The 12,305-nt window shown below is 44.5% G+C and carries 11 protein-coding genes, 1 tRNA gene and 1 riboswitch; of the genes, 7 read left to right on the top strand and 5 right to left on the bottom strand.

The annotated features are described in order from the left end of the window. Positions 1-8 precede the first annotated feature (8 nt). Both U5L75_03795 and U5L75_03800 read left to right on the top strand, forming a co-directional pair. Positions 9-932 carry a permease-like cell division protein FtsX gene (locus U5L75_03795; protein ID MDZ7726676.1) on the top strand — a complete coding sequence of 308 codons (924 nt, stop codon included), beginning with the start codon at positions 9-11 and terminating at the stop codon, positions 930-932. A gap of 39 nt (positions 933-971) precedes the next feature. Continuing rightward, positions 972-2,618 carry a CTP synthase gene (locus tag U5L75_03800; protein ID MDZ7726677.1) on the top strand — a complete coding sequence of 549 codons (1,647 nt, stop codon included), beginning with the start codon at positions 972-974 and terminating at the stop codon, positions 2,616-2,618. 79 nt (positions 2,619-2,697) lie between these two features. On the opposite strand, the gene U5L75_03805 is transcribed toward U5L75_03800, so the two are convergent. Beyond that, positions 2,698-3,036, bottom strand: a complete 339-nt coding sequence (locus tag U5L75_03805) for a DUF1653 domain-containing protein (protein ID MDZ7726678.1) — start codon at positions 3,034-3,036, stop codon at positions 2,698-2,700. Positions 3,037-3,367: 331 nt separating this feature from the next. Further along, positions 3,368-3,427, top strand: a riboswitch (adenosylcobalamin-variant (AdoCbl-variant) riboswitch). Positions 3,428-3,538: 111 nt separating this feature from the next. On the opposite strand from U5L75_03805, the gene U5L75_03810 reads away from it, so the two are divergent. Both U5L75_03810 and U5L75_03815 read left to right on the top strand, forming a co-directional pair. Next, positions 3,539-4,852, top strand: a complete 1,314-nt coding sequence (locus U5L75_03810) for a ribonucleotide-diphosphate reductase subunit beta (protein ID MDZ7726679.1) — start codon at positions 3,539-3,541, stop codon at positions 4,850-4,852. Between the two features lie 10 nt (positions 4,853-4,862). Further along, positions 4,863-6,539 (top strand): ribonucleoside-diphosphate reductase subunit alpha, encoded by a 1,677-nt coding sequence (locus U5L75_03815; GenBank protein MDZ7726680.1) that lies wholly within the window; start codon positions 4,863-4,865, stop codon positions 6,537-6,539. 108 nt (positions 6,540-6,647) lie between these two features. Here the strand turns inward: U5L75_03815 and U5L75_03820 are convergent, their stop codons facing one another. The 4 genes from U5L75_03820 to U5L75_03835 form a co-directional block, all read right to left on the bottom strand. Beyond that, entirely contained in the window at positions 6,648-7,577 is a 930-nt protein-coding gene (locus U5L75_03820; protein MDZ7726681.1) for a mechanosensitive ion channel family protein, read from the bottom strand. A gap of 228 nt (positions 7,578-7,805) precedes the next feature. Next, on the bottom strand, positions 7,806-8,381 hold the full coding sequence (locus U5L75_03825) for an alpha/beta fold hydrolase (GenBank protein MDZ7726682.1): 576 nt from the start codon (positions 8,379-8,381) through the stop codon (positions 7,806-7,808). A gap of 398 nt (positions 8,382-8,779) precedes the next feature. Next, a tRNA-Gln gene (locus U5L75_03830) sits at positions 8,780-8,850 on the bottom strand. 54 nt (positions 8,851-8,904) lie between these two features. After that, entirely contained in the window at positions 8,905-9,213 is a 309-nt protein-coding gene (locus tag U5L75_03835) for a PQ-loop domain-containing transporter (protein ID MDZ7726683.1), read from the bottom strand. 111 nt (positions 9,214-9,324) lie between these two features. Between U5L75_03835 and U5L75_03840 the strand changes: the two genes are divergently transcribed. The 3 genes from U5L75_03840 to U5L75_03850 all read left to right on the top strand — a co-directional run. Next, the gene (locus U5L75_03840; GenBank protein ID MDZ7726684.1) at positions 9,325-11,664 is read left to right on the top strand and encodes a phosphoketolase family protein; all 2,340 of its coding nucleotides are present in this window, start codon (positions 9,325-9,327) and stop codon (positions 11,662-11,664) included. Further along, positions 11,652-11,876: a hypothetical protein gene (locus U5L75_03845; protein ID MDZ7726685.1), complete on the top strand. Its 225-nt coding sequence runs from the start codon at positions 11,652-11,654 to the stop codon at positions 11,874-11,876. Before U5L75_03840 ends, U5L75_03845 begins: the two co-directional genes overlap by 13 nt. Before the next feature lie 29 nt (positions 11,877-11,905). Next, positions 11,906-12,305 (top strand): acetate kinase (locus tag U5L75_03850; protein ID MDZ7726686.1); only part of this gene is annotated, 400 nt, incomplete at its 3' end.

Genomic DNA, 12,305 nt, shown 5'->3' on the forward strand with positions numbered 1-12,305 from the left:
CTAATAGTATGGAAATGTTCTTTACCAATCTAAGAAGAATTATACGATCAGGTTTTGTGGGCTTTTGGAGAAACGCTTTTGTTTCGCTTTCTTCGATGCTAGTTATGGCTGTTACTATATTTGTGGTAGGAGCTCTTTATTTTACTGGAATTATTCTCGAAGAAACACTTGAAAATATCCGCGAGCGAGTTGACATCAATGTATATATTACCCAGGAAGCTACGGAGGAAGAGACCTTGTCGCTTCAAAGTAAGCTTGAGAATTTGGAGCAAGTAGAATCCGTTGAATACACATCGCGAGATCAGGCTCTAGCGGAATTCCAGGAAGAGAACCCCGACTTCAATGAAGCTTTTGATGTTCTGGAGAAAAACCCGTTAAATGCCTCACTAAATGTTTTAGCAACCGATACTTCAGAGTATGATCAAATACAATCTTTCCTTGAAAGTAACGCCGCTTTAACAGAAGACGGAGAGAATATAGTAGAGCGCAGTAACTACAACAATAATCAGGTTGTTATTGAGAGACTAACTTCGATTATGGAGACCACGGAAAGGGTAGGTATATATGCGACGATACTTCTGTTCGTTCTATCAATTATCATTACCTTTAATACAATTCGTTTGGCGATATTTACCTCCCGGGAAGAAATATCTGTTATGCGTCTAGTGGGGGCCAGTAACACTTATATTCGGGGGCCTTTTGTAATTACCGGGATCATTGGAGGTATATTTGCCGGAACGATAGTCTTGATGATCTTCTACCCTCTGACTTTGTGGTTGGGTCCCCAGGCCCAAAACTTCTTTGGAAGCGTGAACATTTTCGATCACTATATTGATAACTTCTTGGAACTTGCTCTTATTTTTGTAGGTCTAGGTATAATTCTCGGCGCGCTTTCCAGTTTCCTCGCGGTGCGTCGTTACCTCTATTATTAAAATCAACCAAAGCCACACTAATACCTAATATATTCTGTAATGCCACACGATGACCACAAATATGTATTTGTAATTGGAGGAGTTATGTCTGGTGTCGGCAAAGGTATTACGTCCGCTTCGATCGGTAGTATCTTGCAGGATAAGGGTTATAAAGTAAATTTGGTCAAAGTTGATCCGTATCTAAACGTTGATGCGGGAACTATGAACCCCACCGAACACGGCGAAGTGTTCGTTCTAAATAGTGGCCTGGAAACAGATCAAGACCTTGGGAATTACGAGAGATTTATGGATCGTGACCAAGCGCACGAGGACTATATTACAAGCGGTATGGTCTATAGGGATGTTATAGAGCGCGAGCGCCGGCTTGAGTACGGCGGTAAATGCGTCGAGGCGGTTCCTCATATTCGTGATGAAATCATTTCTCGTTTTCAGAGAGCGGCGAATAAAAATGATTCCGATGTTTCCGTTATAGAGATAGGAGGTACGGTAGGAGATTATCAGAATATTATGTTCATTGAAGCGGCTCGTGTTTTGAAGATCTATAATCCCAAGAATGTACAATTTGTTCTTGTTTCCTATCTTCCTATTCCGGACAAAATCGGAGAAATGAAAACCAAGCCGACGCAAAATGCCGTGCGGCAGCTTAATTCATACGGAGTACAAACTGATCTATTGATCGCAAGAAGCGAGAAAGCGCTCGATCAAAAAAGGAAAGAGAAGATAGCTATTTCTTGTAACATATATCCTGACAAGGTGATCTCAGCTCCTGATATAGAAAGTATTTATGATGTACCGATCAATTTTGAAGCAGATTCTCTGGGTCAAATTCTTTTGGACGGCTTGAAACTAGAGTCGCGTTCAGAAAATGGGTTGATAAAGTGGCGTGAATTCGTAGATAAAACAAAAAGCGCCGAAAAGAAAGTAAAAATAGCTGTCGTTGGAAAGTACTTTGACAGCGGAGAGTTCCTCCTTTCTGACGCTTATGTGTCGGTTATAGAAGCTATCAAGTTTTCTTCTTATGAAATGAATGCCGAACCGGAGATCTTTTGGTTGAACTCAAAAGAGTTTGGTAAAGATCCTGAAAAGGTTGAAGAGCTTCGCGAATATGACGGCATTATAGTACCAGGTGGATTCGGAGAAAGGGGTATAGAAGGGAAGATAAATGTTATTCGGTTTGCCCGAGAGGAAAGAACTCCTTACTTCGGACTTTGTTATGGAATGCAACTGTTGTTAGTTGAGTACGCTCGCAATGTTCTTGGTCTCGATGATGCCAACACAGCTGAGATCGATCCAGACGCCGATCATTTGATAATAGACGTAATGGAGTCGCAAAAAGATAATATCGAAAACTCAAAAATGGGCGGGACGATGCGTCTGGGTACATATGAGGCTAAACTGAAAGAAGGGTCTATGGTACGTCGCGCCTACGGCAAGGACTCAATAGAGGAGCGCCACCGTCACCGCTATGAAGTCAATCCGGCTTATCGAGAGCAGTTAGAAAAAAGCGGTATGATCTTTTCCGGAGTTTCTCCAGACGGTTCTTTGGCAGAAATTTCTGAACTTCCAGAAACAGAACACCCGTTTTTTGTTGGTACTCAGTTTCACCCTGAGTTTCTCGCTCGACCTCTCCGACCACATCCTCTCTTTAATCTTTTCATAAAAACAGCTTTGGACAGGCAAAAATAGTTCTGGTTTTTTAATTTTACAATCTTTTTTGCATAGAAATAAAAATCCTTGGCATTACTAATGCCAAGGATTCAAGTATCTATGGATACATTTCCTGACGGATCCTTGCTAGCTCTGCGGTGGTTATGGGATCGGTAATTTTTTGAAAAAGCAAAACTATCTCCCCGCTTTCCTTTGCGGTTTCTAGCCACATTTCAAGAGGTCGTATGTAAAAACAAGGAACTCCGAACTCTTTTGATGCTTTGTAGGCCGGAGATTCATACAAGGGACGATAGACGAGGAACATCCTGTCGTTCTCGGTGTGGAAACCAATTCCGGTTACTTCGTAAGCGTAGTTGTTTATTGATTCCTGTGGATCGTGCTTTTGGTGGTAGTAGAAACCAGGTTCCGGCACTCGCGAAAACGTCTTCAGTGACATCAAGTCCCTCCTTTCGTCTGCCTCTTTGATAATACTAGCACGTCTACTATGCCTGAGAAAATACTAAAGGAGTACCTGCCCGAACGGCCAGGCGGTTCTGGTCGGGTGGGTCCGCTCGAACGCCCCCTGAATGAAATTTATTTCGGGCAGGTGCCGTTCGGTACGGGCGGGCTGAATCTGTAAGATTCAAGTCTCGCCCTTTTCAATAAAATTTCTCACAGTATTTATACAATACACGCCGCTGGATAGATGCACTATCCACATTGCTTTCGAAGAAGAGGTTATATAACTATGCTATAGTCAAGGAAACATAAATTAAAAAAGCGGTTTGTATGGTGAAGTAGGGTGAAAGTCCCTCACTGTCGCGCAACGGTTAGAGTCCGATCCCATACAATGCCTCCCAAGTGGAGCTGCTTATGATGCGCGTGACGTCCTGGTGAACACCTTTCGTATATCACCGAATGCACACGCATCGGTGATTTATGTTTTAAACACATAGCGTATGCAAAAGACTTCCATCACAACAATAATTAAACGAGACGGTTCCGAGGAAGCCTTTGATCTTTCCAAGATCACCGCAGCGATCTCAAAGGCTTTTGATGCGACCGATACAGGTTCGGCAGAAGAGGCGAAAAAAGTTGCCAATACAGTATATGAAAAGATCGCTACTTTATGCGATCACGCTTCTGCTGACAGAGACGCAGACGAGCGCTGCAACGATGGCAAGCCCGCCGTCGAGACCATTCAGGATCTTGTCGAAGAATCTCTTATGGAGCATAACTACCATGAGATAGCCAAACGCTATATCCTCTATCGCAACGAGCGTGCCAAACAGCGTGAACCCGACCTCTTCGAGAAGCGCACAAACCTACGCCCGTATGAATACCCTGATCTAGTTGAATATGTAGATGCTATTCGGCACTCCTACTGGCTCCATACCGAGTTTAATTTTACGAGTGACGTGCAAGATTTTAAGGTCAATGTTTCCGACAAGGAGCGTAGTGCGATCAAAAACGCTATGCTTGCAGTCGCTCAGGTTGAAGTAGCGGTTAAGACGTTCTGGGGAGATATTTATAAAAAGATGCCAAAGCCCGAGGTAGGTGCTGTTGGCTATACGTTTGCGGAAAGCGAGGTGCGACATATGGACGCGTACGCACATCTTTTGGAAATACTTGGACTCAACGACGAATTCAAGCGCATAAAAGAGATTCCGGCTATACACGAGCGTCTCACGTATCTCGAAGACATCCTGCAAAGATCCCGCACCAATGACAATCGTGAATATACGGAGGCGATTTTGTTATTCTCGCTTTTCACCGAGCACGTATCGCTCTTCTCGCAGTTCCTCATCATTATGTCCTTCAATAGACATAGGAATCTATTCAAGGGCATATCCAATGCGGTGGAGGCAACCTCGAAAGAGGAACAGATCCATGGACTTTTCGGGAGCGAACTTATTAATCAAATAAAGCGCGAACACCCCGAATGGTTTGACGATGAACACAAAGAGACGATCTATCAAGTGTGTCGCGACGCGTACGCCGCAGAAGAAAAGATCATTGACTGGATCTACGAGAAAGGCGAGTTGGATTTCTTGCCGGCTGTTACCGTTAAAGAGTTTGTTAAAAATCGGCTCAACAACTCGCTCGAGAGAATCGGAATGGAAAGACCCTTCGAGGTAGACGAAAAGCGTATCGAGGAGACCGATTGGTTTGACGATGAAGTGATCGCTACTAAACACAACGACTTTTTCTTCAAACGATCGATCAATTACAACAAACGTTCCGCAAGCGTTACCAGTGATGACTTATTTTAAATAGTATATTATGTCGTACCAATGGCTAAATGAAAACTCTCGTACTTTTCTTGAACGTGGATACCTCCAGAAGGGAGCTACCCCGGAGAGCCGCGTTCGTGAGATCGCTGAGACCGCTGAAAAGATCCTTGAAAAACCCGGTTTTGCTGATAAATTTGAAAAATACATGGCCGCCGGCTATTACTCGCTCGCTACGCCGGTCTGGATCAACTTTGGCTTAAATACCGGTTTACCGATAAGCTGTTTTGGTTCTTACATTCCGGATGATATGGCGAACATTCTCTATACTCAGGCGGAGGTGGGAATGATGAGTAAGTTCGGCGGCGGAACGTCGGCTTACTTTGGTGAGCTGCGCGGTCGTGGCGCGACGATCAAAGATCGCGGGCATTCATCCGGTTCCGTCCATTTTATGCAGCTGTTTGAGACGATCACTAATATTGTCAGTCAGGGCTCGGTACGGCGCGGACAGTTTTCTCCATATTTGCCGATCGATCATCCGGACATTGAAGAATTCCTTGATATTGGTTCAGAAGGGAATCCTATCCAGAAGCTCACTCACGGTGTCACCGTTGATGACAAGTGGCTGCAGGGGATGATCGACGGCGACGAGGATAAGCGCCGTATTTGGGCGAAACTCATCGAACGGCGCGGACAAATGGGCTATCCCTATATTTTCTTCACTGACAATGTGAACAACAATACCGTTGATGTTTATAAAGATAAGGATCTCAAAATCTACGCGAGCAATCTCTGCACAGAGATCATGCTTCCGTCGCGGTCAGATTGGTCGTTTGTCTGCGATCTCTCCTCAATGAACCTGCTGTACTATGACGAATGGAAGGACACGGATGCCGTCGAGACAATGACGCAACTTCTCGACGCTGTTATGAGCGAGTTTATACAAAAGCTAGAGGCTTTGCGTGATTCGGACGATAAAGATGATCGACTCGCATTCTTGTTTATGGAGCGCGCGTACAATTTCGCAACCGCGAACCGCGCGATCGGACTCGGCGCACTCGGCTGGCATTCTCTGCTGCAATCGAAAATGATCCCACTCGAGAGCGATGAAGCGAATGAGATAAATGCTGAGATCTTCAAAACCATTCGTGACAAAGCTTATGCCGCTTCTTCCCAGATGGCTAAGGATTATGGCGAACCCGAAATTCTCAAAGGCTATGGCCGCCGCAACACAACCGTTATGGCGGTTGCACCGACCACGTCCTCGGCTTTTATTATCGGTCAAGTGTCTCAGAGTATCGAACCCTACTTCTCTAACTGCTATGTCAAAGACATCGATAAGATGAAGGTAACGATCCGCAATAGCTCGCTTGAGAAGCTGCTTGAAGAAAAAGGAAAAAATGATCGCGAAACCTGGAGCAGTATCCGTGACAACGACGGTTCCGTCCAGCACCTCTCATTCCTTAACGAGAATGAAAAAGCTGTCTTTCGCACGTTCGCCGAGATCGACCAATCTGTGATCATCAAGCAGGCGGCAGATAGGCAAGAGTACATTGATCAGGCCCAGTCTCTCAATCTAATGATCCCGCCGGATATGTCCGCCAAGGAAATAAACGAACTCTATCTCTTGGCCTGGCGTCAAGGAGTAAAAACACTGTACTACCAACATAGCATGAATGCAGCCCAACAACTCAGCCGAGCAAAGGTGTGCATTGCGTGTGAAGCATAAATATATGAAAATCGACACCTCGCCCAATGTGACTCGGTCCTTTTTCCTTGGCCTTTTCCCATAACGATCGTACCCGGTTTTAAAGAGAGCGTATCAGAAGTCTGTCGGTTAACTAGCTTGCTTAGAGCGTACCACAAACGTCTCAGAAGCTATCTCAATATTGCTATCCTTCTCAAAAGTCTCAAGAATAAGATGACTGAGCCTATCATTAACAAGGCGCCTGTCTTTTACCGGTACCACGAATCGGACCGTAAGCTGAATCCAGTTGTCGGTCAGCCGCATAAATACTGACGGCTCAGTTTCTCGGGCCGAGATAAAGTATCTTTTTTTAAGCCGAGTGATCATCTCACTGGCTGTCTTAGCGCTTCCGGCTGTTTCGTCGCTCGAAATTTTAACCATCAGATCACGAGCCTTTCTCCAATCACTCTCGTAAGTAATTGGGACCATTATTTCATCCCAGATAAAGCTATGATCCTTGCTATAGTTAAAGGTCATTCCAGAGATCACTTTATTGTTCGGAATAATAACCATTCGACCGGTGGTTTGGTCGCCGTCTATCCAGTTTTGAATCTCAAGCAAAGTAGTGTAGAGCATGCCGATATCGATCACGTCACCGACTGAGCCGTCAATTTCAACCCGATCACCGATTCGGTATATCCCCTTGGTAAAAAGCAGCATTCCTCCGGCCAGGTTCTTAAACAAGTCTTGGAGAGCAAAGGCCAGACCGGCACCAATGATCCCGTAAGAAACAAACAAGGTCTGAGCATCATCAACCCAGATCGCCAAAACCGCTCCCAGGGTGATAACCACTGTGGTTATGGTTATGAACTTCCGCATAAGATACCGCGACTTGGCGTCCCGGGTATTATGTACCGCTATCGGCTCGGCGATGAGCTTAAACACTACATAAACAGTGGCCAGCGCAACAAACGTATAGAAAAGCGAAGTAAAGAAAGTAGACTCCCAAATACTCAAGGCGAGCCAAGCGGCGCCGGACAAAATCAAAAGAACTAATACTGTTATGATCCTATTTATCATATTACCTAAAAAATATCGACAGCTTTTACAGCTGACCTTTATGTAGTATATCAACCATCACTCTGTTCTCACAGTTGAAAACTGATGTTAGGAGCTGTACAGGTTGCCATGTAGTCCCCCGGACTGTTTGAGCCTTTTCTCATCCAAGCCGAAAGCAAAATTGTTTGCTTTCTTCCCTCAGCTACTCGCTACTCTCCTAGCTGCCAGTATGGGACGAAGTTAGAACTATTACTCAAGTAGAGTAGCGGCAAGCTCAGGGAATTTTCTGGTGCTCATCCCAGAAAAGGTAAAGTGGCCTTTGTTTTTCATCTCTATTAGTTGAGCTGAAGGTAATTTTTCGAGAATCCGCTTCACGCTTTCATGAATCACCTCATCGTCGTTCGATGAATTGAATATGTAAACGCTACTAGTTCGTTCAGCCAACCCAGCGTCTATCTCAAAATTAAAGAAGGTGTTTTGATCTCCAAGTTCATTAGTCGGATCTACCCAGGGAGCAACAAGGACCACCTTCCTAACTTTTTGCTTGTTTTCAGTGAGCCAACGCAGCAAAAAACCAGCTCCACAACTATGTCCAATCAAATCAGTCTCCTCATCTATCTTGAATTGATTGAATACTGAACACCATTTCTCATAGTTTGGCATATGTGGTTCTGGCATTTCTGGAGTTTGCGCAAGAACATCTCTGACAATGAGCTGTTTCTGAAGCCAGGGTAGCCAATGAGAGTTAGATTCGGCATCTCCATCAGGATTGTAGTAGCTCTGCTTGTTGTCAGACATCCCATGAAGGATGATAGCTTTTTTCATATGTTTCAGTATATCAAAAAAGTTCGAGGATTTTATACGAACGGCTGCCGGACTTGGATTCGGTGTCAGCTCACATCAATATTTTTGTTCGCTTTGCTCCAAAAATATTGTGTGGCTCCTACCCGGACTCGGCGACAAGCACTCCTCGGAGACTCGTCGTCTTGTATACCGCCTCCGTCTTTCTCGTCCAACCCGTCAGGTAAAATAGTAAAGCCTCAATGCTTTCGCATCAAGGCCTAACTATTTTATGCTGCCGGACTTGGATTCGAATCTTACAGATTCTGTACAGGTCTCGCGTCGTGCTCGCCAAGCCTCGCGCGACTTACTCGACCTTTTCTCATCCAATCCGAAAGCAAAATTGTTTGCTTTCTTCCGTCAGCTACTCGCTATGCTCCTAGCTGCCGGACTTGGATTCGAACCAAGATACCATGCTCCAGAGGCATGTGTCCTACCATTAGACGATCCGGCAATACGTCTACGAGTTTAGCAAAAAAAGACAGTTTCTTCTAGAGTCCTAGCTCTTTTAAGAGTAGAAGAAAATTTGTACCACAACTGTTCCTACGACTATAGTAGAGAGTGCGCTTGTAATAGCGAGTGGCTTATTTTGTATATAAAGTCCATAGAAAAACCAAGCGACTACGGCACCTAACGCAAGCATCTGAGTCGTGAGAGATATTCCACTGACATCTCCCGTTTCCCAGATCTTTATTACTTGTGGAATACTAGATACCGAGGCTACTCCTCCTATGCCGGTCATTAAAGTGTCGACTACTCTGCGTGGGTTTCTTTTCTTTTCAACTTCACATTCGTGTAAGTTTTGTGGATTATACATACACGCAGTATATCAGGAGGAATCTGTGCGTGAATAAATAAGTGTGTACAGTGTGAAGAGTGGTCAATATATTCACATTTATATATTTAAAATCAGTAGTATACTTAAGGCATGGAGGAATCTATAAGGAAATATGTTCGCGCGGCGGACTATCTTAGCGCTGTACAGATCTATTTACAGAAGAACGTTCTTTTAGAAAACCCGCTCGAGCACAGTGACATTAAGCCCCGTCTCTTGGGTCACTGGGGAACTTGTCCCGGTATAAACTTTACATACGCTCATCTCAACGCTCTGATCGCCAAGCACGATTTAGATATGTTGTTTGTTTTAGGCCCGGGACACGGTTTTCCGGCTATCCAGTCCAACCTTTTTTTGGAAGGTACTTTAGGGAAATACCACCCCGAAGCAACAATCGATAAGAAGGGGATACAATATATATCAGAAAAATTTAGTTGGCCTTATGGCTTTCCTAGCCACAGCAACCCAGAAGCTCCGGGAGTCATTTTGGAAGGGGGAGAGCTCGGTTATTCTTTGTCTACTGCTTATGGATCAATACTGGATAATCCAGACCTAATAACGGCCTGTGTAATAGGAGACGGAGAGGCAGAAACTGGACCACTATCTGCTGCCTGGCATATAAATAAACTCATAGATCCGGCTAACAATGGAGCGGTACTTCCTATATTACACTTGAATGGTTACAAAATCTCCGGCCCAACTATGATGGGGCGTATGACGGATGAAGAGTTAAACTCTCTTTTCTGGGGTTATGGTTATGAGCCATATTTTGTCTCCTCGTATGAGGATTATGATGTTTATGAAAGGATGCAGGAAACACTTGAGAAGTGTCTCGAATCTATAAGATATACTCAATACTTGTCTCGTGAAGGAAGTAGGAACCATCCTCCTAGGTTTCCAATGATCGTTCTCAGGACTCCCAAGGGGTGGAATTCGATCGATGAGCTTGGTGGGAAGAAAATCGAAGATAATCATCTCTCGCACCAAGTAATTGCCAAGGAAGCAAAGAGTGACCCGATTCATCTTGAGGCCTTAGAGTCGTGGTTAAAATCCTATCGGTTTGAAGAGCTCTTTAGTAATGGCAAATTTGACGAAGACATACTTTCTATAGTGCCTCCGGAAAACAAGAGAATGGGAGGTTCGCTACACGCGCACGGCGGGAGTCCGGTATACAAGCCACTCAACCTACCCGACCCTCATGAAAGCGCGGAAGACGCGAGCATACCAGGAACGATCGGATCAAGTAGTATGCGCCGCGCCGGAGATTATTTGAACAAAGTTTTCCAGCACAATTCCGAAAATCGCAATTTCCGCTTAATGTCGCCGGATGAAACCTATTCCAACAAATTAGATAAAGTTTTTGAAACTACTACGCGCGCTTTTGTCTGGCCTCTGGAACAATGGGATAGAGATATCGCTGGAGATGGAAGGGTAATGGAAATGCTCTCAGAACATAGCTTGCAAGGTTTGGCTCAGGGATATATTCTCACCGGTCGCCACGCGGTATTTGCTTCCTATGAAGCATTTATTCAAATAGTTGGCAGTATGGCCGACCAGTACGCAAAGTTCCTCAATGTTGCTCGTGATGTTCCTTGGCGAGGAGACATCGGCTCTCTTAACTATATTCTTACCTCGAGTGGCTGGCGTCAGGAACACAACGGTTTTTCTCACCAAAATCCGGGGTTTGTCGACGATATGCTACAGCGCCAGGGCTGTTTCGTTAATGTCTATTTCCCGCCGGATGGCAATAGTACCTTGGCTGTTTTGCATAGATGTTTAGCGTCAAAGCAAGAGATAAACATTATCGTTGCAGGCAAGACCTTAGAGCCGAGGTGGCGTACGCTCGATGAGGCGAATCAGGATATGGAGGAAGGTATAAATATATGGGATTTTGCCTCTGAGGAAGACCCCCACGTTGTATTCGCGGCGGCGGGTGATTATCTAACCAAAGAAAGTTTGGCCGCTATAGATATCCTACGTAAAGAAATGCCGGAAATTCGGCCGCGCTTTGTTAGTGTAGTTTCTCTTTCCGCTCTAGGTATTGGGCATTCTCAATGTAAGGTTTTGCGAAATGACTTTGATCAATACTTTACCAAAGACAAGCCGGTCATATTTAACTTTCACGGTTATCCTCAGACCATAAAACAAATACTTTTTGACTACGGCTATTCTTCAGAGCGCTTTACTATACACGGTTATGAAGAAAACGGTTCAACTACAACGCCGTTTGATATGCATGTGCGCAATAATACAGATCGTTTTACTTTGGCAATGGAGGCGGTAGAGCATGCTCGCGAACAAGGGGTGATATCAGAAGAAAAAGCTAAAGAGTTTATATCTCGTTACGAAGAAACCCTAGAAGAACATAAGGACTACATTATCAAAAACGGAGTTGACCCCGATAGTATAGAAGAATGGCGATGGACTACTTAGCAATAAACATCGGCTCATCTTCCAAGAAGTATTCGTTTGAAAGCAAAGAAGAAGGATCTATTTCGATGATCATAGAAAGACGTGAAAGCGGATATTTTTTATCTATAGATCATGGAGAAAAGGAGTCAGTAGAAGAAAATGCATTTGTCTTTGCTTTTGATCATTTTCTTGAAATACTCAAACGAGCGGTTATCCCAAGGAGAAGACTTTAAAGAGCTTACGAGCCGGAATTCGGATAGTCATGCCCGGGCAATATTTCGCCTCGCACAGACCGATCGATGATGAATACGTAGAATTATTACGGGAAAATCAAGACCGTGATCCGGTTCACTTAACTTTTATAATTAAAGAAATTGAACACATTAAAAAATCGTATCCGGATATAGAGCTTTTTGCGGTGTCGGATAGCGAATTTCATCAAACTATCCCTCTGACAGCAAAGAGATACGCTCTTCCTCGGGATATCAACAAAAAATATGGTGTTGCAAAGATCGGTTATCATGGACTGGCCCTCTCTTCTATCGTGCGTACTTTGAGTAAATCAGGAGATCTAGAAGATCGTACGATCGTGTGCCACCTTGGTAGTGGGGCGAGCATAACCGCGCTTAAGAACGGAGAGAGCGTTGAGACCTCAATGGGTT

It is taken from the genome of Candidatus Campbellbacteria bacterium (assembly GCA_034521025.1).
Lineage (GTDB): Bacteria > Patescibacteriota > Minisyncoccia > Phycocordibacterales > JAXHMZ01 > JAXHMZ01.